20 protein-coding genes are annotated in these 23,072 nt (G+C 62.4%); 7 read left to right on the top strand and 13 right to left on the bottom strand.

All coding sequences use genetic code 11. The annotated features are described in order from the left end of the window. The first annotated feature begins 217 nt into the window (after window positions 1-217). Window positions 218-1,597, top strand: coding sequence for a PhoH family protein (locus EEB13_RS21940; RefSeq protein ID WP_033234507.1), 1,380 nt, complete (start codon window positions 218-220; stop codon window positions 1,595-1,597). Window positions 1,598-1,641: 44 nt separating this feature from the next. On the opposite strand, the gene EEB13_RS21935 is transcribed toward EEB13_RS21940, so the two are convergent. From EEB13_RS21935 to EEB13_RS21925, 3 genes are all read right to left on the bottom strand, one after another. Then, a complete protein-coding gene (locus tag EEB13_RS21935) occupies window positions 1,642-2,046 on the bottom strand; it encodes a carboxymuconolactone decarboxylase family protein (RefSeq protein WP_095888503.1) in 405 nt (134 codons plus the stop codon). 30 nt (window positions 2,047-2,076) lie between these two features. Then, window positions 2,077-2,505, bottom strand: coding sequence for a limonene-1,2-epoxide hydrolase family protein (locus EEB13_RS21930; RefSeq protein ID WP_033234505.1), 429 nt, complete (start codon window positions 2,503-2,505; stop codon window positions 2,077-2,079). A 154-nt stretch (window positions 2,506-2,659) separates the two neighbouring features. After that, window positions 2,660-4,219 (bottom strand): RCC1 domain-containing protein, encoded by a 1,560-nt coding sequence (locus EEB13_RS21925; RefSeq protein ID WP_141486271.1) that lies wholly within the window; start codon window positions 4,217-4,219, stop codon window positions 2,660-2,662. A 279-nt stretch (window positions 4,220-4,498) separates the two neighbouring features. On the opposite strand from EEB13_RS21925, the gene EEB13_RS21920 reads away from it, so the two are divergent. Then, window positions 4,499-5,200, top strand: coding sequence for an NADPH-dependent F420 reductase (locus EEB13_RS21920; RefSeq protein ID WP_255285230.1), 702 nt, complete (start codon window positions 4,499-4,501; stop codon window positions 5,198-5,200). 59 nt (window positions 5,201-5,259) lie between these two features. Here the strand turns inward: EEB13_RS21920 and EEB13_RS21915 are convergent, their stop codons facing one another. Beyond that, on the bottom strand, window positions 5,260-6,663 hold the full coding sequence (locus EEB13_RS21915) for a class II fumarate hydratase (RefSeq protein ID WP_141486270.1): 1,404 nt from the start codon (window positions 6,661-6,663) through the stop codon (window positions 5,260-5,262). Between the two features lie 80 nt (window positions 6,664-6,743). Further along, a complete protein-coding gene (glpX, locus tag EEB13_RS21910; protein WP_033234502.1) occupies window positions 6,744-7,778 on the bottom strand; it encodes a class II fructose-bisphosphatase in 1,035 nt (344 codons plus the stop codon). Window positions 7,779-7,958: 180 nt separating this feature from the next. Between glpX and EEB13_RS21905 the strand changes: the two genes are divergently transcribed. Beyond that, complete coding sequence (locus tag EEB13_RS21905) at window positions 7,959-8,528, top strand: DUF4245 domain-containing protein (RefSeq protein ID WP_033234501.1); 570 nt, start codon at window positions 7,959-7,961, stop codon at window positions 8,526-8,528. A 48-nt stretch (window positions 8,529-8,576) separates the two neighbouring features. Here the strand turns inward: EEB13_RS21905 and EEB13_RS21900 are convergent, their stop codons facing one another. Genes EEB13_RS21900 through EEB13_RS21890 form a run of 3 tightly spaced genes read right to left on the bottom strand, consistent with a single transcriptional unit; the run spans window position 8,577 to window position 10,647 of the window. Continuing rightward, window positions 8,577-8,807 carry an exodeoxyribonuclease VII small subunit gene (locus EEB13_RS21900; RefSeq protein WP_033234500.1) on the bottom strand — a complete coding sequence of 77 codons (231 nt, stop codon included), beginning with the start codon at window positions 8,805-8,807 and terminating at the stop codon, window positions 8,577-8,579. Beyond that, window positions 8,804-10,075 carry an exodeoxyribonuclease VII large subunit gene (xseA, locus tag EEB13_RS21895; RefSeq protein ID WP_045069395.1) on the bottom strand — a complete coding sequence of 424 codons (1,272 nt, stop codon included), beginning with the start codon at window positions 10,073-10,075 and terminating at the stop codon, window positions 8,804-8,806. Before xseA ends, EEB13_RS21900 begins: the two co-directional genes overlap by 4 nt. After that, window positions 10,072-10,647, bottom strand: coding sequence for a lipid droplet-associated protein (locus EEB13_RS21890; protein WP_033234498.1), 576 nt, complete (start codon window positions 10,645-10,647; stop codon window positions 10,072-10,074). Before EEB13_RS21890 ends, xseA begins: the two co-directional genes overlap by 4 nt. Window positions 10,648-10,756: 109 nt before the next feature. Between EEB13_RS21890 and EEB13_RS21885 the strand changes: the two genes are divergently transcribed. Continuing rightward, a complete protein-coding gene (locus EEB13_RS21885; RefSeq protein WP_033234497.1) occupies window positions 10,757-11,767 on the top strand; it encodes a 4-hydroxy-3-methylbut-2-enyl diphosphate reductase in 1,011 nt (336 codons plus the stop codon). A gap of 66 nt (window positions 11,768-11,833) precedes the next feature. Here EEB13_RS21885 and EEB13_RS21880 read toward each other — a convergent pair whose 3' ends face one another. Beyond that, the gene (locus tag EEB13_RS21880) at window positions 11,834-12,844 is read right to left on the bottom strand and encodes a DUF6542 domain-containing protein (RefSeq protein WP_141486269.1); all 1,011 of its coding nucleotides are present in this window, start codon (window positions 12,842-12,844) and stop codon (window positions 11,834-11,836) included. 94 nt (window positions 12,845-12,938) lie between these two features. Here EEB13_RS21880 and EEB13_RS21875 point away from each other — a divergent pair, with 94 nt between their 5' ends. After that, a complete protein-coding gene (locus EEB13_RS21875; RefSeq protein ID WP_141486268.1) occupies window positions 12,939-14,114 on the top strand; it encodes an exonuclease SbcCD subunit D in 1,176 nt (391 codons plus the stop codon). Then, window positions 14,111-17,089, top strand: a complete 2,979-nt coding sequence (locus tag EEB13_RS21870; protein WP_141486267.1) for an AAA family ATPase — start codon at window positions 14,111-14,113, stop codon at window positions 17,087-17,089. Before EEB13_RS21875 ends, EEB13_RS21870 begins: the two co-directional genes overlap by 4 nt. Here EEB13_RS21870 and EEB13_RS21865 read toward each other — a convergent pair whose 3' ends face one another. Further along, the gene (locus EEB13_RS21865) at window positions 17,090-18,286 is read right to left on the bottom strand and encodes an AI-2E family transporter (RefSeq protein ID WP_116102088.1); all 1,197 of its coding nucleotides are present in this window, start codon (window positions 18,284-18,286) and stop codon (window positions 17,090-17,092) included. A gap of 156 nt (window positions 18,287-18,442) precedes the next feature. Here EEB13_RS21865 and EEB13_RS21860 point away from each other — a divergent pair, with 156 nt between their 5' ends. Then, window positions 18,443-18,847 carry a hypothetical protein gene (locus EEB13_RS21860; RefSeq protein ID WP_033234492.1) on the top strand — a complete coding sequence of 135 codons (405 nt, stop codon included), beginning with the start codon at window positions 18,443-18,445 and terminating at the stop codon, window positions 18,845-18,847. 7 nt (window positions 18,848-18,854) lie between these two features. Here the strand turns inward: EEB13_RS21860 and EEB13_RS21855 are convergent, their stop codons facing one another. The 3 genes from EEB13_RS21855 to EEB13_RS21845 form a co-directional block, all read right to left on the bottom strand. Beyond that, the gene (locus EEB13_RS21855) at window positions 18,855-19,049 is read right to left on the bottom strand and encodes a YbdD/YjiX family protein (RefSeq protein WP_141486266.1); all 195 of its coding nucleotides are present in this window, start codon (window positions 19,047-19,049) and stop codon (window positions 18,855-18,857) included. A gap of 2 nt (window positions 19,050-19,051) precedes the next feature. After that, window positions 19,052-21,334, bottom strand: a complete 2,283-nt coding sequence (locus tag EEB13_RS21850; RefSeq protein WP_033234490.1) for a carbon starvation CstA family protein — start codon at window positions 21,332-21,334, stop codon at window positions 19,052-19,054. A gap of 102 nt (window positions 21,335-21,436) precedes the next feature. After that, window positions 21,437-23,014, bottom strand: coding sequence for an FMN-binding glutamate synthase family protein (locus tag EEB13_RS21845; protein ID WP_033234612.1), 1,578 nt, complete (start codon window positions 23,012-23,014; stop codon window positions 21,437-21,439). Between the last annotated feature and the right edge of the window lie 58 nt (window positions 23,015-23,072).

Genomic DNA, 23,072 nt, shown 5'->3' with positions numbered 1-23,072 from the left:
CGCATTGTGTGTCGGAATTCGTGGCGGGATGGCCCGAAGCACAGTACCGTCGGCAGTATCGAGTAGCGCAGAAGTTACTTGTGCGGGAGGTTCTGATCGTGACTGAAACATTCAGTGCGAGGGGGCCGGCGCCCGGCCCTCGTGTCACCTGACACAAGAGCCGACCGGTCCAGCGAGAACTAGTTTGTGCGGCGTAGCGCAGACCTAGGAGCCCACCGTGACTGCATCACGCTCCGTTTCTGCCCACTCGGTTCCGGGCAGTATTTCAGCCGGTAATTCAGCCGGGAGTCATTCGGTAGATGCACTTCGCACGTATGTCTTGGATACGTCGGTCTTACTGTCCGATCCGTGGGCCGTCACCAGATTCGCCGAGCACAATGTGGTTCTGCCCCTTGTTGTGGTCAGTGAACTCGAAGGCAAGCGACATCATCACGAACTGGGATGGTTTGCGCGAGAAGCACTCCGCATGCTCGACGACCTCCGGATCGAATACGGCCGGCTCGACCGTCCGGTGCCGATCGGTAGCGAGAACGGTACCTTGCAAGTCGAACTCAATCACACTGATCCCGCAGTACTCCCCGTCGGATTCCGCACGGACAGTAATGATTCGAGGATACTTGCCTGCGCGCTCAATCTTGCGGCCGAAGGCAAAGATGTAGTCCTGGTCAGCAAAGACATTCCGCTCCGAGTCAAAGCGGGCGCCGTGGGGCTTCCCGCCGACGAGTACCACGCGCACGACGTCGTTCCCTCCGGGTGGACCGGTATGACTGAGTGTGATGTCGCGTCGACGGACATCGACGAACTGTTCTCCGAGGGCTTTCTCGATCTCGAGGAGGGGCGAGATCTGCCGTGTCACACCGGGGTTCGGCTGCTCGGCGGTTCGTCCAGTGCCTTGGGGAGGGTGACACCGGACAAACGGATTCAGCTTGTCCGCGGTGAGCGTGAGGCATTCGGTCTGCACGGCCGCAGCGCCGAGCAGCGGATTGCACTGGAACTGCTGATGGACGAAAGCATCGGAATCGTCTCTCTCGGCGGCAAAGCGGGTACCGGAAAGTCGGCGCTGGCCTTGACCGCGGGACTCGAAGCGGTACTCGAGCGTCGAAGCCAACGCAAGGTGGTGGTCTTCCGGCCACTGTATGCCGTTGGCGGACAGGAACTCGGATATCTCCCGGGCAGCGAGAGCGAGAAGATGGGCCCGTGGGCTCAGGCCGTCTTCGACACACTCGACGGGTTGGCGTCACCCGAAGTTCTCGAAGAGGTCCAAGCCCGGGGGATGTTGGAAGTCTTGCCGCTCACGCACATTCGTGGACGTTCTCTGCACGATTCGTTCGTGATCGTCGACGAGGCGCAGTCCCTCGAACGAAATGTGTTGCTGACGGTGCTTTCTCGACTCGGAACCGGATCGCGAGTGGTGTTGACGCATGACGTCGCGCAGCGTGACAACCTGCGAGTCGGCCGCCACGACGGTGTTGCCGCCGTGATCGAAAAGCTGAAGGGGCATCCACTGTTTGCGCATATCACGCTCACTCGAAGCGAGCGTTCGCCGATCGCCGAGTTGGTTACCGAAATGTTGGAGGAGTTCGGACCGACTCCCTGAGAATAGTTCTCCCCGTGCGGCATTCTTGCCGCACGGGGAGTGGCTCAGTTCTCCAGCGGTCCCAATTCCGCGTTGAGGACTTCCTGGACAACGCGCATAGCAGCGAGTCCGGCCGGGGCGCCGCAGTACGCGCTGGCATGTATCACTGTTTCGACGATCTCGGTGCGCGTCAAGCCATTTCGCAAAGCGGCACGGACGTGGCCTTTCAGTTCGTTCTCCGCCCGCAGGGCGATCAGCATTCCCAGATTGATCAGGCTGCGACTGCGTCGATCGAGGCCGGGACGCGTCCACACAGATCCCCACACATTGGCCGTCACGAAGTTCTGCAATTCTTCGCTGTCGGTTCCGCGGGTGCGCTCGAACGCTGCGTCGACAAAATCGGCACCCATGACTTCTGTGCGCACGGCCAGTCCGGCGTCGAAGGAATCGGATGTGTTGTATTCGGTCATCGGGCGAGTGCTCTCTTCCGGCAGGTGTTGTCAGGCCGGAGCCAGCCTACTGCGAGAGCCGATACCCAACACCGCCTGCCCGATCGCGGTCACCACACCCCACGCAACGTCGCGCAGCGAGAAGTAGTCCCGCCACACGGCGATCTTGCCGTCGCGTAATTCGAAAGTTCCACACACCCAGAACTCGATGCGCAGTGGTCCGACGGTCAGGATGTCGGTGCGTTCGGTGAGGACGGTGAACTCGTCGCCGATGATGTGATGCATGTCGGCCTCGAACTTGAGTGACGGCTTCGTGACCATTCGAAGCGCCCGGACCACGGCATTTCTCCCGCGCAACGTCGGCAGCGAGACGTTCTGCCAGATGATGTCCTCGGTCATCAACTCGGCGGCGCCGTCCACATCGAAATCGGTGAGGGCGCGGAACATCTTTCGAACTGTGGTGACCGAATCAGTGTTCATCGAAACCCCTGTTCATCACGAGCCTGTGTTCATTCGGTGCTCTGACAAATGTGCCCAAACCGTCGCTGTCGAAGTATTCCAAGGTTAGCGAGTTTCCGTCGAATATGGCTCGGGATGGTTCTGTTCGATCGACTATCTGGGAGATCCCGTGAGGTCAGCTACCGAATCCGGTGAACTCGAGTGATCCCAGGGATCCTGTGGTGGGTTGTTCGGGTGTGATCGGGGCCTCGGCGACATTGACGGTAACGACAAGGGTCAGGTCGGGATTGACGCCGTTGGTGGCGTTGAGGGTGAACGTGTAAGAGCCTGCAGCGGCGGGTGTTCCGGACAGTGTTCCGTTAGTGAAAACCATGCCGGTGGGCAGTTTTGCCGGGTCGATCACTGTGATGGTGGGGGCAGGGTTACCGGTGACGGTGAATTCACGGGTAAGTGCTGTTCCGGCAACAGCATCGAGCGTCACGGGTCCGGCATCGGTGAACATCGGGGCGGCGGGTGCTGCTGCGACGATGAGAGTGGCGTTGAGCGTTGCCGGATTTCCGACGCCGTTGGTGGCGCTGACCGTGAAGGGGAACGATCCTTCGGTGGTGGGTGTTCCGGTCAGAGCCCCAGTTTCACTGAGCGTGAGTCCGGCCGGGAGTCCGGTGGCGGTGACAACGGGGGTGGGGTTTCCGGTGGTGGTGAACGCGTGGGAGATTGCTGTTCCGGCAATACCGTTTACGGTGACGGGGCCCGCATCGGTGAACGCAGAAGCGGTTGCAGTTTTCAATGCCAATGAACGGTTGCCGCCGCCGGCGATGGCGGTGTAGCCGGTACCGGTCGGGGCGGGAAGCTGCCCACCACCGCTGCTTCCCCATTCTGCGATGGTGCCGTCGGCAGTCAAAGCCAGTGAATGGAAGTCGCCGCCACCGATGGCGGTGTAGCCGTTGCCCCTTGGGACGGTGCCTAACCCGTTGCCACTTTGTCCCCAGGTTGTGATCGTGCCGTCGGCGGTCAACGCCAACCCATGGAAACCTCCTGAAGCAATAGTGGTGTAGCCGTTACCGGTCGGAGTGTTGGTCTGACCTTCGTAGTTGTATCCCCAGCCGACGATGGCGCCGTCGGCGGTCAACGCCAACGAATGAAGGCTGCCGGCTGCGATGGCTTTATAGCCGTTGCCAGGAAGCGTGTCGGCCTGTTTCCAGTAGTTGTAACCCCAGCCCACGACGGTGCCGTCGGCGGTCAACGCCAACGAATGGTAACCGCCGGCCGCGATGGCTTTGTAGCCGTTACCAACTGGGATGTTAGCGAGTTGCCCGAGGCTGCTGGCTCCCCAAGCCACGATGGTGCCGTCGGCGGTTAAGGCCACTGAATGAAAGGCGCCGACGGCGATGGCTTTGTAGCCGCTGCCGGCCGGGATGTTGTCGAGTTGACCGTCATTGTTGTTCCCCCACCCCACGATGGAGCCGTCGGCGGTCAACGCCAACGAATGGGAGTAGCCGGCCGCGATGGCGGTGTAACCGCCTCCCGCCGGGAAGTTGTCGAGCTGCCCGTTGTCGTTGTTTCCCCCTACCCCGTAGCCCCAACCTGTGATTGTGCCGGGATCGGTGACCGGCACACCTTCCGCCGCGGCAGTGGTCGCAGCGGCGAGGGCGAGTGCTCCAGCGGCAATGAGAGCGGTGAGCCCTCGCAGTCGTCTGCCTCGGTGAGGTCTGTGACGGTGATCGAGTGGTGCCATCGTGGTGTGCCTTTCCTGGCGGATTCCGCCGGGAGGGCGGTGCGGCCACGGTTAGTGACCACGCAGTGACGATAACGGGCGGGGAGGCACAAAACGCCCATTTTTGCTGGCCATTTTAGGCCAGAGGGCATTGATGGCCGAAAATGGCCTTCTTGTGCCGAGCTGTGAACAGCGCGCCCCACGCGGCCCAAGGCAAGCATTTGAATCAGTGCGAATTGAATGTGCCGGTGCGGAATTAGCCCGCGGTGATCCGTTGTTGAGGCATGCAGCAGTCGCGGAGTGTCGCGACACTCGACGAAGGAGCACAAGAATATGCGCATCGGAATAATCGGAGCTGGTCAGATCGGTGGAACGCTTACCCGCAGGCTGACCGCGCTTGGTCACGACGTGCGCGTCTCGAACTCTCGGACGCCCGACACTCTGGCAGACCTCGAGGCGGAAACCGGTGCAAAAGCGGTACTGAACACCGAAGCCGCCGAAGGTGCAGACCTGGTGATCGTGAGCATCCCGCAGAAGAACGTCGTGGACCTTCCCGCCGGCATTCTCGCGGGCGCTGCCGACGGCGCTCCGGTGATCGAGACCAACAACTACTACCCGCAGCAGCGAGACGGATTGATCGCCGCAATCGAAGACGGTCAGGCAGAAAGCGATTGGGTGCAAGAGCGCCTCGGAGTTCCGGTCTTCAAGGCATTCAACGGAATCTGGTGGAAGCACCTGCTCGAGAAGGGTCTACCGGAAGGGTCGAGCGGCCGCATCGCGCTCCCCATCGCCGGTGACGACGAGCTGAAGAAGCAGGTTGTCTTCGACCTGATCAATCAGCTCGGCTTCGACCCCGTCGACGCGGGCACCATCGAAGACTCCTGGCGCCAGCAGCCGGGAACTCCGGTCTACGGCAAGGATTTTGGTCGCGACGCTACGTTGAAGGCGCTGGCGGAGGCAACTCCCGAGCGCACGGACGAGTGGCGAGCTGTCGCGGAGTGACTGACTGACCTGTGCCTCGCGGCGGTTCCCGAATGCGGAGCCGCCGCGAGGCCGGTGGGTTAGTCCTTGACCTTCGCCATCGCGAGAACGTCGAGGCGTTTGTCGAGTTCGGCTTCGCTGAGCTTGTCCGGAACCAGTCCGCGCTCGAGCACAACCTGCCGAATCGTCTTTTTCTCCTTCAATGCTTGCTTGGCAACGGACGCGGCTTCCTCGTATCCGATAGCCGAGTTGAGTGGCGTCACGATGGACGGCGAGGATTCGGCAAGGGTCTTGAGGTGTTCCTCGTGCGCAACCAAACCGCTGACACACTTGTCCGCAAACAACCGAGAAACGTTGGCCAGCAACGTGAATGACTCGAGTAGATTACGTGCCATCATCGGGATGTAGACGTTGAGTTCGAAAGCGCCGGCAGCGCCGCCCCACGCGATGGCTGCGTCGTTTCCGATCACCTGTGCGGCTACCTGCGTAACAGCCTCCGGCAGAACCGGATTGACCTTGCCCGGCATGATCGAGCTACCCGGCTGCAAGTCGGGGAGCGCTATCTCGCCGAGGCCCGTCAACGGTCCCGAACCCATCCAGCGAATATCGTTGGCGATCTTCGTCAGAGAGACCGCGATGGTGCGCAGGGCGCCTGACGCTTCCACCAGTCCGTCGCGGGCAGCCTGCGCCTCGAAGCTGTTCTTTGCCGGGGTCAATGCGTCGATGCCTGTCGACTTGACCAGTTCTGCAACAACTTTGGGCCCGAATCCGTCCGGCGCGTTGAGTCCGGTACCTACTGCGGTGCCGCCGATCGGTAGTTCGCCGAGTCGGGGGAGCGTTGCCTTGATTCGTTCGATGCCTGCCTCGATCTGGCGGGCGTAACCGCCGAACTCCTGGCCGAGGGTCACCGGAACTGCGTCCATCAGGTGGGTGCGTCCGGACTTGACGACGGACTTCCACTCCGCGGACTTCGCGGCGAGTGCAGCGTGCAAATGCTCCAGAGCCGGAACAAGATCCGTGACGGCGGCTTCCGTCGCTGCGACGTGCGTGGCCGTCGGGAAGGTGTCGTTGGAGGACTGTGACATGTTGACGTGATCGTTCGGATGCACATCCACGTCGTTGGCCTGTGAGATCGACGCGATGACCTCGTTGGCGTTCATGTTGGAACTGGTGCCGGAGCCGGTCTGAAAGACATCGATGGGGAACTGATCGTCGTGCTTGCCGTCGGCGATTTCATTGGCTGCCGAGATGATGGCATCGGCCTTGTCCGCGTCGAGCAGGCCCAGATCTTTGTTGACCTGCGCACACGCGGCTTTGAGAAGGCCCATCGCACGAATCTGAGTGCGTTCGAGAGGTCGGCCGCTGATCGGGAAATTCTCGACTGCGCGTTGGGTTTGCGCTCGCCACAGTGCGTCGATGGGCACCCGAACTTCACCCATGGTGTCGTGTTCGATCCGGAACTGCTGTTCGTTGCTTTCCGTCATGGTTCCAGAGTAGGGGCCTTCGGCCCCTGTGCGCCTTTTTGGTAGCGGTGACTACCAGAAAGGCGCACAGGCGGAGCCTGTCAGAACGTCGGCGGAACCGCGCCCTCTTCGCCGTCGAAGTCCACCGAGCTGTACTCGCGGAGCTTCTCGAGGCGGTGGTACGCGTCGATCATGCGGACGGTGCCGGACTTGCTGCGCATCACGATGGACTGCGTGCTGGCGCCGCCGCCGTAGTAGCGGACACCGCGCAGCAGGTCACCGTCGGTGACGCCGGTGGCGCAGAAGAAGACGTTCTCGCCCGAGACCAGATCTTCGGTGGTCAGGATGCGATCGAGATCGTGACCGGCGTCGATGGCCTTCTGACGCTCTTCGTCGTCGGTGGGAGCCAGCTTGCCCTGCAACGATCCGCCCATGCAGCGCATGGCCGCAGCGGCGATGATGCCCTCAGGGGTGCCGCCGATGCCGACGAGCATGTCGGTGCCGGACTCCGGACGCGCTGCGGCGATAGCGCCGGCAACGTCACCGTCGGAGATCAGGCGGATACGAGCGCCCGTGTCGCGAACGTCCTGGATCAGCTGGTTGTGGCGAGGACGGTCCAGGATGCAGATCGTGATGTCGGAGACCGACGCCTTCTTGACCTTGGCGACGCGCTTGATGTTCTCGGCGATCGGCGCGCTGATGTCGATGACATCTGCAGCGTCCGGTCCGACAGCGATCTTCTCCATGTAGAACACAGCAGACGGATCGAACATCGCGCCGCGCTCGGCAACAGCCAACACCGAGATGGCGTTGGGCATGCCCTTGGACATCAGCGTGGTTCCGTCAACCGGATCGACAGCGAAGTCGCAGTCCGGGCCGTCGCCGTTGCCGACCTCTTCGCCGTTGAACAGCATCGGCGCTTCGTCCTTCTCGCCTTCGCCGATCACAACGATGCCGCGCATGGACACCGAAGAAACGAGCTGACGCATCGCGTCGACGGCAGCTCCGTCGCCGCCTTCCTTGTCGCCGCGTCCTACCCAGCGACCTGCAGCCATCGCGCCGGCTTCGGTGACTCGGACCAATTCGAGAGCAAGGTTACGGTCCGGGGTCTCACGATGAATGCTGCTGGCCGTCATGTGCGGTGCCTCCTGGCGCGGTCGCGGTCGACGGGGTGTGTCGACGCAAGTGGTTTCTACAGGCGTGATTGTCCCAGATGGGAGCCACTGTGTGCGCTGCTGGGTCAGGGGCGTGGTGATTTGTCACGCTTAGGGGTACCGGGAATCGTTACAAGCGGCCGGTACCTGGATACTGGGAGTGTGGCATCGAAGAAACCCCGCATTCTCGAAGACAACAAAGACATGGTCTGGTCTCTCGTACCGCTGGTGCTGTTTTGCATCATCATCGCGGGCATCGCCAGCCAGTGCACGTTCAGCCCGGGAGGCCCCACTCAGGGACCGATCCCGAGCGTCGACATCGACGCAGCGCTGAACTACGACGCCAAGGAACTGGGTTTCCCGATCCGCAAACCTGTAGTTCCCGAGGGCTGGACCCCGAACTCGGGTAGTCGGAAAGTGATCACCGGCGACGGCGGCGGCGATTCCAGCACTGTGGGATTCATCACGACCAACGGTAGCTACATTCAGCTGACGCAGAGCAATGCCGAAGAATTCCCCCTGGTGTCCTACGTAGCAGGCGGACAGCGTTTCGCGACGGGTGTCGAGGACATCGACGGCCATACCTGGAACGTCTTCGGCGGCGAGGGCGTCGAATCGATCTGGGTTACCGACGTCGACGGAGTTCGTCTCCTGATCACCGGCGCCGCTCCGGCCGAGGACTTCACGACCTTGGCGCGCAACGCCGGCCAGGCCGAGCCGATCGTCCCCTAGCTACTCGTCCGACGCGGACAGCCTCTACTCGTCCGACCCGGACAGCCTCTACTCGTCCGACCCGGACAGTGCCGTCTCCACACGAGCCCTAGCGCCCGCCAGGTGCTCCTCACAGCGCTTGGCGAGCGCTTCGCCACGCTCCCACAGAGCCAACGAGGCATCGAGGTCCAGACCGCCCTGCTCGAGGATCTTCACGACGCCCACCAGTTCGTCGCGGGCAGCTTCGTACCCGAGTTCGCTGATGTCGACGTCTGCGGGGTTGTTCTCGGCGTTGCTCATTTTTCTCTTCCCATTACTGCGGCGCGAACAGCGCCGTCTGCAAGTCGAACTCGTATCTGCGTGCCGGGCGGCGCATCCTCGACCGAGCGCAGCACTTCCGGATCTCCGTCGGCGATGATGCGCTGCACCACGGCATAGCCCCGGGCCAGTGTGGCTGCCGGACCAAGAGTTGTCAGGCGTGCCCGTAAGTGCTCGACGGTTCGGGATTCGGAGTCGATCAGCCTGGTGACATCGCGTCGGCCTGCGGCTTGCAGTCGTTCGATTTCCTCGGCCCGACGGTCGATGGCCAGTAGCGGCGACGCCATCACGGGGCGGGTGCGCAGTTGCTCGATGAGGTGCGATTCGCGCTTGACCCAGCTGCGTAGCGCTGCGGCACTGCGATCGCGGAGTTCGGAGACCAGCGCTGCTTCCGCAACGGCGTCGGGAACTACCCGCTTGGCAGCATCGGTAGGGGTGGCGGCGCGAAGGTCGGCGACGTGGTCGCTCAACGGACTGTCGGGTTCGTGGCCGATTGCGCTGACGACAGGAGTCGTACAGGCGACGATGGCCCGGCACAATGCTTCGTCGGAGAACGGAAGCAGATCTTCGACGCTTCCGCCGCCGCGCGCGAGGATGATGACATCGACTTCGGGGTTCGCGTCGAGATCCTTCAACGCCTCGATGATCTGAGGCACGGCTGTCGGACCTTGAACTGCGGTGTTGCGCACAGCAATTGCGACAGCGGGCCAGCGACGATGGGCGACGGACACGACGTCCTTCTCGGCAGCACTGGCTCGTCCGGTGATCAGCCCGATTGTCCCGGGCAGGAACGGCAGCGGACGCTTGAGCCGGGGATCGAACAGCCCCTCGGCGGCAAGCAGTGCGCGTAGTCGTTCGATGCGCGCGAGCAGTTCACCGATGCCGACGGCCCGGATCTCGGTTACGCGCAGCGAGACGGTGCCGCGTCCGGTGTAGAACGAGAGCTTTCCGAACATCACTACCCGAGAACCTTCCGTCAACGGGACGGGAGAGTTGTGCAGTAGTTGCGGTGAGCACGTCACGGACAACGACATGTCGGCCGACGGATCACGAAGAACCAGAAACGCCGTCCGGGTGCCGGGGCGCGCATTGATCTGGGTGATCTGGCCCTCGACCCAAATGCTGCCGAGACGGTCGATCCATCCTGCGACCTTGGCCGAGACGGTACGAACCGGCCACGGTTGTTCGGGGGAGCTGGCACCCGAACCTGTCGGGCGTTGCTGTGCGGGCGGACGCTGGGCGGAAGTCACTTTGCCTTGGCTGTGGTGATGCGGTTGGTCAACATGGTGACGTACGGCGCGCGCGAACGAGTTGCGTTCTCGTAGTCGAGCAGCGTCGTCAGGTTCTCGACGCTCAACGACTTGATGCGGGCACGCAGCTCCGCGAGCGTGAGGTTGGCGTAGTCCAGTTCGGCAACAATGGGCGGTTCCGACGCAGCAGTGTTATCGGTATCACTGTCGAGATCAGCCTCCGCGTCCGGTTGGGGCGCGGTATCAGCTGTGGGATCGACCGAGTAGAGAGCGAACCGTCCGGCGTTGGTCGGGCTCTCCCGAGTCTTCGGCGACGACGGCTTCACGTCCTCGTCGAAAACGGCCCACTCCGGCTGCTCGTCGTCGCCGGACCAGCTGAGCAGCGCAAACGCCTGATCGCCCTTGATTGCGAGCGACGTGATGGACTGCTGTAGCCGCATGCTCGTCTGGAGCATCTGACTGACGGCGGTCATGGGCAGGGCGACTGCGGTTTCCGGAAGCTTCTTGGCTTCTTCCAACGCGGTGACGGCGAGTCCTGCAGCCACACGTGCCACGAACGGGGGTCGAATCATTCCAACAGCTTGCCGTAAAGCACCGACAATCGGTAGCCGACTCGGCGCTAGCGCGGAGGTAGACCTTCGCCGAAGTGTTGCACAAGGAAGCTGCCAGTAGGCTGGTGCCATGTCTTCGGCTGTTCCTCTCAATCTCGGTATCGCGCACTCCGCGGATTCGGCGTCCATTCGCAAGGGCACAGGCAAGCGGGTACTTCTCGCTGAGCCACGCGGCTACTGCGCCGGCGTCGACCGGGCGGTGGAGACCGTCGAAAAGGCGCTGGAAAAGCATGGCGCGCCCATCTACGTGCGCAAGGAAATTGTTCACAACCGTCACGTCGTCGAGACGTTGGAAGATCAGGGAGTGATCTTCGTCGACGAAACCGACGAGGTTCCCGAGGGTTCCCTTCTGGTCTTCTCCGCGCACGGCGTCTCACCGGCCGTCCACGAATCGGCTGCCGAACGCAATCTGCGCACCATCGACGCGACGTGCCCACTGGTCACCAAGGTGCACCAGGAAGCAAAGCGGTTTGCACGAGACGACTACGACATCCTGCTCATCGGCCACGAAGGCCATGAGGAAGTCGAAGGCACCGCAGGTGAGGCACCCAACCACGTCACGATCGTCGACGGCCCCGACTCTGTGGATGCGGTCACTGTCCGCGACGAGAACAAAGTGATCTGGCTGTCGCAGACCACGTTGAGCGTCGACGAGACGATGCAGACTGTCGCTCGTCTGCGAGATCGCTTCCCGAATCTGCAGGATCCGCCGTCCGACGACATCTGCTACGCGACGCAGAACCGTCAGGTCGCGGTCAAGGCCATGGCGCCCGAATGCGATCTGGTGATCGTGGTCGGCTCGCGCAACTCCTCGAACTCGGTTCGGTTGGTCGAGGTCGCACTCGGTGCGGGCGCCCGGGCGTCGTACCTGGTCGACTATGCCCGTGAAGTTGATCTGAGCTGGCTCGAGGGCGTCGAGACGGTCGGAATCACGTCCGGCGCTTCCGTCCCGGAGGTGCTGGTTCGCGGAGTGATCGACCTGCTGGCAGATCATGGTTTCAAGGATGTGCAGTCGGTGACCACAGCCAACGAGACGCTGGTGTTTGCGCTACCGCGCGAGCTGCGAGCAGCTCGCACCTAGTAGTCGCTACGAAAAACCCCGAACCAGCACACACAGGTTCGGGGTTTTTCGTTTGGTACAAGTGCGTCAGGTCGGCGTTTCGTCGCGGTCGCGGTAACGCACGCGCGGAGCCGGGTAGGCCGGCAGGTCCGCGCCCGCTGGGCGCCGACGCGGGGGGAGCGGCACGTCGTCGGCCCCACCGGAGGCAAAGAACGGTTCCATGCGTTCTTCGGAGGGTCGACCGGCTTCAGTTGTACGACGCTCTCCGTACGACGGGTACTCGCGGCGCTCGTACGAAGGGGAGTCGCTCCGCTCGCTGACCGGCTGGTTGCGTCGCGGCGGTTGGTAGCGATCGTGGTCTGGTTGGTAGCGATCGTGGTCGACGGGAGCGGAGCTACGACGCGGTGGTGTGCGATCAGGCGCGGCAGCCGGGCGGTACGACGGCCGCTCGTTGTAGACGGGACGTTCGCTGTACGCCGGGCGATCGGCCTCGCGTCGCCGGGGTTGCGGCGGGATCAGGTCCGTTGCCTCTGCGGCATCCGGTCGGCTCGGTTCCGGCCGACGGCGACGACGTTGCGCAGAATCGTCGCCCGTACTACGTGAGCTCTTGGCCGGCGGCGTGTCGCGCCGGGTTCGGGTGGATCGAACCGGACCCGTCGGACGCTGCTGCAGCAGGAAGTAACGCAGGCAGCCGATAATCAGGACCACGATGCTGGTAGCCAGCATGACGGGGAAGCGGTCTACCAGCGGGTATGCGATGTTGATGGCAATGTCGCGGAGTGAAGTGCTGTTTTCCTTGCCGATCAGGGTCTGAGCAACCGGTACCGCGACCAGAAGCAGGAGCGGGGGCTGCGCCATCGCCGTGAACAGTGACTTGTTTGCGGCGGCAACCACGGCGAACAGGCAACCGAGGAAGTAGAACGTCGAGAAGACGGAGGTCAGCTCGCCGCCACCGCCGGATGCATCGATCAGGACACCGATCGAAGTGACTCCGGCAGCGAGCAGAATGACTCCCCACCAGGGCAGGCCGGGGACTGTGACGACCAGAGATCGTTTGTCCAGCGGTACCCCGGAGCGAGCACGTTGGGTTGCAGACACACATTGACATTAGCCGCTTTCTCGGTGTGAGCAGTGTTTGTGCCGGTCGTGGCTTCGGGTTTATCTGTCGGTGGGGTCCTCTACCGTCACTGGAATGAAGATCCTGCACACGTCTGATTGGCACATAGGTCGCACTTTCCATGGTGTGGACTTGTTGGCCGATCAGGCGAGTGTGTTGAACACCATTGCGGCTCTGGTCCGTGAGCACGGCGTGGACGTCGTGGTTGTTCCGGGGGATATCTACGATCGCTCCATTCCCAGTTCCGACGCGGTCACGGTGTGCAATCGAGGGTTCGAGGCCATTCGTGATGCCGGGGCGATCATCGTCGCCACGTCCGGCAATCATGATTCGGCCGTGCGCTTGGGTGCCGGTGCGTCGTTTGCCGCGGCCGGCGGGCTGCATCTGATCACTCGAGTTGGTCAGGTCGATTCACCGGTTGTGGTCGAGGACGAGTTCGGCCCCGTGGTGTTCTACGGAATTCCGTATCTCGAACCGGAGATTACGAGAGTCGAGTTGGATGTGCCCCGTGCGCGTAGCCACTCGGACGTTCTCGGGGCCGCTATGGCCCGGGTGCGGGCAGACCTGACGGGTCGGCAAGAGAGCGACCCGAAAACCCGGTCGGTGCTTTTGGCACATGCCTTTGTAGTCGGCGGCGAGGCGACGGGTGAGGAGCGTTCCATTTCTGTGGGTGGCGTCGAGACGGTGTCGGCAGCGGAGTTCGACGGTGTCGATTACGTCGCGTTGGGGCATCTCCATTCGCCGCAGATGTTGTCGGAGCGGGTCTGGTATTCAGGTTCGCCGTTGCCGTACTCGTTCGGTGAGCGCAGCCATAGGAAAGCGGCGTTGTTGGTTGAACTCGACGGCAGCGGCCTCGTCTCGACGTCGCGTCTCGATCTTCCGATTGTTCGGGGATTGCGACAGTTGACGGGCACCCTCGAGGTGTTGCTGAGCTCGTCGGATTACGACGATGCCGAGGATTGTTACGTCTCGGCGCTGCTTACCGATCAGGTTCGCCCGATCGATGCGATGCGCGCGTTGCACACGAGGTTCCCGTTTGCCGTCCATCTCGAATGGCAGCGGCCAGAAGGTAATTCGGAACTCAAATACCGCGACGCAGTGCGTGGTCGAGACGATATCGAAATCGCCCGGGGGTTTGTTTCCGCGGTCCGCAGCGAGCCTACCGAGGGCGAAATCTCTCTGATGGAAGCTGCACTCGGTTCGGCTGATCGAGCCGACGAAGCCACAGCTGAACTGGGCGTGAGCGCGTGAGACTTCATACGCTCGAGGTCAGGGCCTTCGGCCCGTTCGCTGACACCGTCACGGTCGATTTCGACAGGCTGGGGGCCGACGGACTTTTCCTGTTGCACGGTGATACCGGCGCGGGCAAAACCACTGTCCTCGACGCCGTGGCCTTTGCGTTGTACGGCCGCGTGCCCGGTGCTCGAAACGAGGGCAAGCGGTTGCTGTCCGATCATGCTCCGGTCGGGTCCGTACCGCAAGTGACGCTCGAAGTGACCATCAGCGGTCGACGCCTCAAACTTGTTCGTAGTCCTGAGTTTTCGCGTCCGAAAAAACGTGGATCCGGTTCGATCGTCGAGAATGCCAAGGCGACACTGACGTGGCTCGACGGCCGCGGCGAGAACCTCTCGCGAATTCCGGATATCGGCGACGAGATCAACCGACTGATGGGAATGAGTGCCGATCAGTTCTTCCAGGTTGTTCTGCTCCCGCAAGGGGAGTTCGCCAAATTCCTTCGAGCCGAGAACGAGGAGCGCGGCAAGCTGCTCGAGCGACTGTTCGACACCAAGAAATTTGTGTCGGTCGAGGCGTGGTTCGACGAGAAGAAGAAAGCCAGTGCCAGTGCTCTCGCCGACAAAGAGCAGGCCGTGCAGGTCTTACTTGCGCGCGTCGAGACTGCGGCGGGTTTGGAAGTGGGAGCGGAAGCGCATCCGCTCGAATGGTCGCGCAAGTTGCTCGCGGAGGCGCAAGACGGCCGCGATCTGGCAAACGGAGTACTCGAGAAGTCCAAAGCTGCTGCAGCGGAGGCAAACCGAATTCTCGGGGTTGCCGAGCGTACTGCGGATTTGGTGCGCCGTCGAGACCGTGCGCGCGCAGAGATCATTGCACTGGACGAGGGGTCGGCAGACCTGGCGGTCATTGCAGACGAGTTGGCTACAGCCACACGGGCGCAACCGGTTTCGGTAATCTCTCAGGATTCGGATTCGGCGCAACGGGCAATGGCGTCGGCACTCGCCCAGGCTGAGAAGGCGGTGACGCTCTACTCCGAGCACGGCGGTCCCGACATCTTCGGTGGGGGAGGGTGGCCGGCGCGAGACGGTGAGCGCGGCGAGGTCTTGGCCCAGGTCCGAGACTGGCGAGACGAGATCGTGCGACTGGATTCGGTGGCCGAGCAGGCGCGGATCGCGGATGCGGCAGAGTCGGAGATCGGCACATTGTCGGCGCGGCACACCAAGATGATCGCCCGCACCGAGGATATCGCCCGCCAGCGCGCGCAGCTGCCGGAACAATTGAGCTCTGCCGCATCGGAACTCGCCGATGCGCAGCGCTGCGAAGCGTCGTTGCCGGGCCTTCGAGCTGCCTATGCAGCGGCGGCAGACAGTGCTTCGGCTGCGCGCGACATCGTTGGTGTGCGGGCAAGGGCCGAGGCAATGCGCGCCACAGTGCTTGATGCGCGGGACGCCCATCAAGCGGCGCGCGGTCGCTGGCTTGATCGCGTGCAAACGCGTATCGAGGGAATGGCGGCGGAACTGGCCGGTTCACTGAAACCGGGTGACGCGTGCCAGGTGTGTGGTTCTCCGGAGCATCCCGCACTGGCGCAGCCCGGAACCGACACCGTGACCGAGGTGGACGTGGAGAAAGCCGCAGTTCTCGAACGCGCCGCAGAAGGTGCTTTGACGGTCGTTCTCGAGCAGGAGAGCGCTCTGGCGTTGGAGATCGAGCGTTTGATCGCCCGCGGCGGCGATGGTGATGTCACGGAACTCGAGGCAGTGCGAGAGCGGGCACAAGCGGCGCTCGAGAGTGCAACATCCATGGCGCGTCGGGCAGCCGATTTGGCTGCAAAGGCAGCGGAACTCAGCGGCCGCGACAACACACTCGAGCAGGAGTCCGCAGCGTTGGCCACGGAAGCGGCCACAGTCATCGAGCGTATCTCTGCTCTGACGCTGCGCGCGCAGGAGATTCGCGCCGCGATTGTCTCTGCAGCGGGCGAGGATTCGAGCATCTCGGCCAGGCGGGCCCGGTTCGAGACCTGGGCAACTGCAGCTATGACGGCTTCGGAGGCCCGTGACGACGCGGCTCGAGCTCGAGCTCGAGCTGTCGAGTTGTCGGCAAAACTGGTGGATGCGGCACGCTCCGCTGGTTTCGAGTCGGCTCCGGCCGCGCTGGCAGCTGTTCGGACGCCGGCACGCATCGCGGCTATAGAGGCTGAGGTTACCCGGGCACGTGATCGCAGGGTCACTGCGCGTTCAGTTCTCGACGATCCGGATGTTGCTGCAACGGCCGATATTGCGACCGTGGATGTGGATGGACCCGCGCTGGTTTCGCGTGAATGCGCGGCGGCGGTCAACGAGGCTGTGGCAGCGGCGTCGTTGGCCGAGAGTCGAGTTTCGAACCTCGAGCGGCTCAACGGCCAACTCGAGAATGCCTACGAGGCAATCGCACCCCAGCGAGCGCGTCACGACGAGTTGGCGGCGCTGGCAGACGTGATCGCGGGCAAGGGGCAGAACAACCGCAAGATGTCATTGCGGTCGTATGTGTTGGCGTCGCGACTCGAGGAGGTTGCATTGTCCGCGTCGGTTCGCCTGCGTCGAATGTCCGGTGGACGATACGAATTCGTTCACAGTGACGAAGCCGGATCCCGTGGTCGCCGCGGTGGGCTCGGGCTTGATATCCGTGACGATTTCACGGGCGTCGTGCGGTCGGCAAAAACGCTGTCGGGCGGTGAGTCCTTCTTGGCGTCACTGTCTTTGGCATTGGGGCTTGCCGATGTTGTCGCGGCTGAGTCCGGTGGCGTTGTGCTGGACACCATGTTCATCGACGAGGGATTCGGGACGCTCGATGCAGACACACTCGACTCGGTGATGGGTGTGCTGGACGAACTTCGCGACGGTGGACGTGTTGTCGGGATAGTCAGTCACGTCGACGAAATGCGGCAGCGAATCCCGAGTCGCCTGCACGTCATTCGGGGACGTGCAGGCTCCTCGGTAGAACTGATTGCCGGCTGATCAGGCCTTCTGGTCTCCGGCGGTGTTTGCACCGTTCTCGGACTGCTCGACCAGGTCGGCCGCGTCGCCCTTCGGCATAGGTTCGTTGTCGGTTGCGCGTTCGTCGATCTGCTCGCCGATGTAGCGGATGACGACGGCGGCGACAGCGGCCACGGGGACTGCGAGGAATGCGCCGATGATTCCGTAGAGGGAGCTACCCGCCGCGACGGCGAGAAGCACGATAACGGCATGGAGCTTCATCGACTTGCTTTGGAGGACAGGCTGAAGGACGTTTCCTTCGATTTGCTGCACCAGCAGGATGATGATCAACACGATGATCGCCGTGGTCAGGCCGTTGGCTACCAACGCAACCAGCACCGCAAGGGCGCCGGCAACAAATGCGCCCACAATCGGAATGAAGCCACCGATGAAGGTGAGAATCGCGAGCACGGGTGCCAGAGGGACGCCGAGGATCAACAGTCCGGCGCCGATGAACACTGCGTCGATCAGACTCACCAGAGCCTGGGTGCGGATGAATCCACCAAGGGTGTCCCACATGCGCGTCAGAACTTCTTCGAGGTGCCGTCCGGCCTTTCCGCCGCCCACCGCGTGGAGCCACGGGATGAATCGCGGGCCGTCCTTGATGAAGAAGAACGACAGGACCAGAACGAGGCCCAGGGTGACGAGAAGGGAACCAGCGGTACTCACGCCACTGAAAACGCCTGAGGCGATAGCGGTTCCACTTTCCTGGACCTTGGCGACAACTGAATGGATGGCGTTGTCGATCTGATCGTCTTGCAAGTTCAGCGGCGGTCCTTGGAGCCAGTCCTGAACTTGGTTGATGCCCTCGGTTGTCTTGTTCGCGAGTTCAGGGGCCTGCCCGACTACTGACGGGATGATCCCGGCGATCACACCTGCGAGCACTCCGATCGACAGCAGCAGGGTGATGCCGGCAGCGGCTGCCGGCGGTAATCCGCGTTTGACCATTTCGCGAGTTGGCGGCCACATGACAGTCGCAAGGACGATCGCCAGAGCCACGGGCAGCACGATTACCCACAGCTTTTCGACGAGCCAGCCGAAAATCAACGCGCCGATCGAAATGGATGCCAGCACCAACGACCATTTGGCGAGCCACAGGCCGCCCTGTCCGATGATCTCGCCGCGGTCGCGTGTACGCACGGGAGTCGGCCCAGCTACCTCGTTGCCTTGCTCGCTCACTGATCGTCCTTTCGGTCGGCGTGGGGTTCTCCCCGCCGATGTAATTGACGTGGTTTCGCTTGCCTGATCGTAACGCTGTCCGGTTTGGTGCAGTACGCGCGACGCTAACGGTTGATCGGTATCTGGCGGCGTCGGTGCGCGGCTACCATTTCCGTTATGAGAATTGCAGCAGCAGTTGTGGCAGCAACAATCGTCGTTCTGGGTCTCACCGCGTGCAGCGAGGAACAGACGAACGATGCACAGGACAAGGTCAACAGCGCGATCACCAGTGGGCAGCAGGCTTTCGAGACTGCAAAAGAGTCAGCGGGCAATGCCATCGATCAGGGAAAATCTGCCCTGTTCGTGGCAACGTTCCGCGGTGCGTACGCGCCGTTGGCGGCTGATCGTGATGACGCGGACATCGAGAAGATCCTGACGACAACGTGTGACGAAGTCGCCAAGGGCACCGACGAGGCAGAAGTGAAGGCAGAGATCATCACTCTGGCGGAAAACAACGGAACTGTTCCGACTCAGGAGCAGGCCGACCACATTTACTCTCTGGCCAAGGCAGCCTGCCCCTGATCGTCAGTCAGCAGCAGCGGGCACCAGGATTGCTGTCCGCTGCTGCGTGACGTCGACGCCAGAACTCACGCTCGCTCAGAACCGGCGCATCGGTGTGGTTCCGCCGTGTGTGTTCGACGTACCGGGCGTAGTCCAGATCGCCCATCACCGAACGGATCCACCACAGGATGCCGCGCAGGGTTGTTGCGACGTGTGCAGTCATGATCAGTGCCCACCCGCATGTGCGGCGCCGGGTGCGCGAACCTTACCCGCCTTGATGAGCTCGTCCCATTCCTTCTGAACTTCCTTTTCTGCCGGTGTCGGGATGAAGCTCGCGGGACCGAAGATCTTCGACGGTTCCTCGGGGGATTCGGTTGTGGGTAGTCCACCGGCCCTGATTGCCTTGATGCACACGATGATTCCGGCAATCACCACGACGATGACGAGTGACGCGAAGATGATCGACAACGTGCCCTGAATGAACGTGTTGCGAATGACGGCGTCGATTGCTTCGGGAGTCTTCGCGGAGCCGTGCGACGTCTCGCCGGCGGCTTTTGCGTCCTTGAACACGTTGTGCTGAGCCCAGTATCCGATTGCCGGATTGTCGGAGAAGATCTTCTGCCACGACGCCGTCATGGTGACGATCAAGTCCCACACCAACGGAACTCCGGGGATCCAGGCCCACTTGAACAGTCCCTTTTTCATCACGATCGTCATGACCACTGTCAGTGCGATGGCTGCGAGTAGCTGATTGGCGATTCCGAACAGGGGGAAGAGCGTGTTGATGCCGCCGAGTGGATCGGTGACGCCCATCAGCAGGATTGCGCCCCAAGCCGCAACAACGATCAGCGAGCAGAGCCATGCACCGATGCGCCACGACGGATCCTTGAACTTCTTTGCGGGACCGCCGAAGTTACCCAGTGAGTCCGAGAGCATGAACCGCGCAACTCGGGTGCCGGCGTCGATGGTCGTGAGAATGAAGAGCGCCTCGAACATGATCGCGAAGTGATACCAGAACGATTTCAGTGAGTCACCACCGAACACGTCGCTGAGGACTTCGGACATGCCGAACGCCAGCGTCGGAGCGCCGCCCGTTCTCGAGATGATCGATTCCTCTCCGACGGCCTCAGCTGCCTGAGACAGGACGTCGGGGGAGATGGGAGCGATTCCGAGGGGCAGGTTGTTGACGTATTCTGCTGCGGTTTCCGGTGTTCCGCCGGTCAGTGCGGCGGGAGCGTTGAGCGCGAAGTACAGGTGCTGATCGAGGATGCAGGCGGTAACCAGGGCCATGATGGCGACAAACGATTCGGTCAGCATGCCGCCGTAGCCGATCATCCTGGTCTGGCTTTCCTTCTCCAGCAGCTTCGGTGTGGTTCCCGACGCGATCAGTGCGTGGAACCCCGAGAGTGCGCCGCAGGCGATGGTGATGAACAGGAACGGGAACAGCGCGCCGGCAAAGGCAGGGCCCTCTCCGTTGGAAGCGAATGGCGTAACGGCAGGCATGTTCAGTGCTGGTCGCGCAACCAGAATTCCGATGGCCAGCAGGGCAATTGTGCCGACCTTCATGAACGTCGACAGGTAGTCGCGGGGTGCGAGGAGAAGCCACACGGGCAGGACAGAGGCGGCAAATCCGTACGCGATCATCAGCCACGCGATGGTGACCTTGGACAGCGTGAACCAGTCTGCGCCCCAACCGGTATCGGCGACCCAGCCGCCGGAGACGATGGCCAGCAGCAGCAGGACCACGCCGATCAGCGACACCTCGGAGACCTTGCCGGGGCGAAGGTAACGCAGGTAGACGCCCATGAACAGTGCGATGGGGATGGTCATCGCGATAGAGAAGACGCCCCAGGGACTTTCGGCGAGCGCGTTGACAACCACAAGTCCGAGAACGGCGATGAGGATGATCATGATGACAAAAACGCCGATCAGTGCCGCGACGCCGCCGACGAGGCCGAGTTCTTCACGAGCCATCTGACCGAGGCTGCGGCCGCGTCGTTTGGACGAGATCCACAGAACCAGGAAATCCTGTACGGCACCGGCAAAGACGACTCCGATGATGATCCACAGAGTGCCTGGCAGATAACCCATTTGCGCGGCCAGGACCGGACCGACCAGTGGGCCGGCGCCCGCGATGGCTGCGAAGTGGTGACCGAAGAGAACCCGTCGATCCGTCGGCATGTAGTCCGCGCCGTTTTCCATGATTTCGGCAGGGGTGGCGACGTCGTCGCGTGGTTTGACGATTTTGCGTTCGATCAACCGCGCGTAGAACCGATAGGCGATCAGGTAGGTGCAGATTGCGGCCAACACGAACCAGACGGCGCTGATGTGTTCGTTTCGCACTATCGCGATCATGTACCAGGCGAGGCCGCCTACCAGTCCGATGACCAGGAACACGAAGCGCGCAGTCGGTGAGATGGGGGTGCGGTCCACCACGCCGACGGGTGGCAGGTCAGGGTCTGTTTTCAGGTACTCGACATTCGGTTCCGGCGCCGTCGTCAGGCTCATCGTCGAACTCCGTCCACTAGTTCAGATGTGGCCGCCGTCACAGCGGGCCATCTGTCACTGTAGGACTAGAAGAGTGAATCCGCGCGGCACCTGGCCGGTATTTCAGAATCGATGGGCGTCGGCGTCGATCCAGTCGGTGAGCCAGCTTTGTGGCGGGGAGTCGAGGAGTTCGCCAGGCATGAGCCAGTCGAAGAGATCGGCATACGTCCGGGTTGTGAGGCCGTCGATCCGGCGGTTGAGCATCGCCGGTTCCAACTGATCGAAGGAGTCGATACCCATCGACGCGATCATCTGTTGCGCGCTTGCGACGGTTGCCTTCTGGAATCGATACACGCGTTCGCTCTTGTCGGGGATGTCGAGGGCGCGGGTGCGGGCCGGGTCTTGAGTCGCAACGCCGACGGGACAGCGGTTGGTGTGGCACATCTGGGCCTGAATACAGCCAACGGCAAACATCATGGCGCGGGCGGCCATCGTGAAATCGGCTCCCTGAATGATGCGTTTGACGATGTCGGAGCCGCTGGCAACCTTGCCGGACGCGCCGACCTTCACGAGACCCCGTAATCCCGTCCCCACCAACGCATTGTGGACCAACATCAATCCCTCGGTCAGCGGCATACCCATGTGGTCCTCGAACTCGACCGGACCTGCTCCGGTTCCGCCCTCGGAACCGTCGACGATGATGAAGTCGGGCGTGACGCCGCGCTCGATCATCGCCTTGCAGATGCCGAGGAACTCACGACGCGAGCCCACACAGAGTTTCAGTCCGACCGGCTTGCCGCCGGACAATGTCCGCAGAGTGTGAACGAAGTCGACCAGTTCGACAGGGGTACTGAATGTGGTGTGCGCAGGCGGCGATATGACGGTCTGGCCGACGGGAACGCCTCGGGTGTCGGCGATTTCGGGGGTGACCTTGACTCCGGGAAGTACCCCACCCAATCCGGGCTTGGCGCCCTGCGAGAGCTTGATCGAGATGGCCTTCACCTGGTCAAGAGCCGCACGCTCGGCAAAGCGGTCCGGATCAAATTGCCCGTCAGCGGTTCGGCATCCGAAGTATCCCGACGCGATTTCCCAGATCAGATCGCCGCCGTGTTTGCGGTGATACGGACTGATGGCTCCTTCGCCGGTGTCGTGGGCAAATCCGCCCTTCGCGGCGCCGGCGTTGAGTGCCTCGATTGCGTTGGCGGACAACGACCCGAAGCTCATCGCGGAGACGTTCAGAAGAGCGATGTCGTACGGTTTGGTGCAATCGCGTCCGCCGAGACGCACTCGCGGAATAGTGTCGGGGGCCTTGCGGGCCCGGATCGAATGTGTCATGAACTCGTAGCCGATTGCATTGACGTCGCGCTCGGTCCCGAACGGTTCCTCGGCCAGAGTGCCTTTGGCGCGTTCGTAGACCAGATCGCGTGTCTCGCGATCGAATGGCGTTCCATCGGTGGATGATTCGACGAAGTACTGCTGAATCTCCGGTCGAATCTTTTCGAGCAGAAAGCGGGCGTGTCCGATGACGGGATAGTTGCGCAGAATGCTGTGCCGCCGTTGACTCAGGTCGTACGTGCCCACCACTGCCAGAGCGAGCGCGACGACAGCGATCACCCACCACCCCGGGACGACGACGCTCGCAAGCGTCGCGGCTCCGAGGCCAACTATCCATATGGCGAGCACGATCAGCATCCGGGTCACACCGCGAGCGTAGGCGCTCACTACGACACGGCAACGCCTGCTTCCGTTAGGTTCTGCA

Origin of the sequence: Rhodococcus sp. WS3, from assembly GCF_003797085.1 — a bacterium.
In the GTDB taxonomy this organism is placed as follows: domain Bacteria; phylum Actinomycetota; class Actinomycetes; order Mycobacteriales; family Mycobacteriaceae; genus Rhodococcus_F; species Rhodococcus_F globerula.
The sequence above is the reverse complement of the archived record's forward strand: the minus strand, read 5'-3'. Positions and strand labels throughout refer to the sequence as shown.

Excerpts from the sequence above, each read along its gene's own strand:
- EEB13_RS21935 (WP_095888503.1), bottom strand. The coding sequence starts at position 2,046 with ATGACCGAATACAACACATCCGATTCCTTCGACGCCGGACTGGCCGTG.
- EEB13_RS21930 (WP_033234505.1), bottom strand. The coding sequence starts at position 2,505 with ATGAACACTGATTCGGTCACCACAGTTCGAAAGATGTTCCGCGCCCTC.
- EEB13_RS21925 (WP_141486271.1), bottom strand. The coding sequence starts at position 4,219 with ATGGCACCACTCGATCACCGTCACAGACCTCACCGAGGCAGACGACTG.
- EEB13_RS21915 (WP_141486270.1), bottom strand. The coding sequence starts at position 6,663 with ATGACGGAAAGCAACGAACAGCAGTTCCGGATCGAACACGACACCATG.
- glpX (WP_033234502.1), bottom strand. The coding sequence starts at position 7,778 with ATGACGGCCAGCAGCATTCATCGTGAGACCCCGGACCGTAACCTTGCT.
- EEB13_RS21900 (WP_033234500.1), bottom strand. The coding sequence starts at position 8,807 with ATGAGCAACGCCGAGAACAACCCCGCAGACGTCGACATCAGCGAACTC.
- EEB13_RS21890 (WP_033234498.1), bottom strand. The coding sequence starts at position 10,647 with ATGATTCGACCCCCGTTCGTGGCACGTGTGGCTGCAGGACTCGCCGTC.
- EEB13_RS21885 (WP_033234497.1), top strand. The coding sequence starts at position 10,757 with ATGTCTTCGGCTGTTCCTCTCAATCTCGGTATCGCGCACTCCGCGGAT.
- EEB13_RS21875 (WP_141486268.1), top strand. The coding sequence starts at position 12,939 with ATGAAGATCCTGCACACGTCTGATTGGCACATAGGTCGCACTTTCCAT.
- EEB13_RS21860 (WP_033234492.1), top strand. The coding sequence starts at position 18,443 with ATGAGAATTGCAGCAGCAGTTGTGGCAGCAACAATCGTCGTTCTGGGT.
- EEB13_RS21855 (WP_141486266.1), bottom strand. The coding sequence starts at position 19,049 with ATGACTGCACACGTCGCAACAACCCTGCGCGGCATCCTGTGGTGGATC.
- EEB13_RS21850 (WP_033234490.1), bottom strand. The coding sequence starts at position 21,334 with ATGAGCCTGACGACGGCGCCGGAACCGAATGTCGAGTACCTGAAAACA.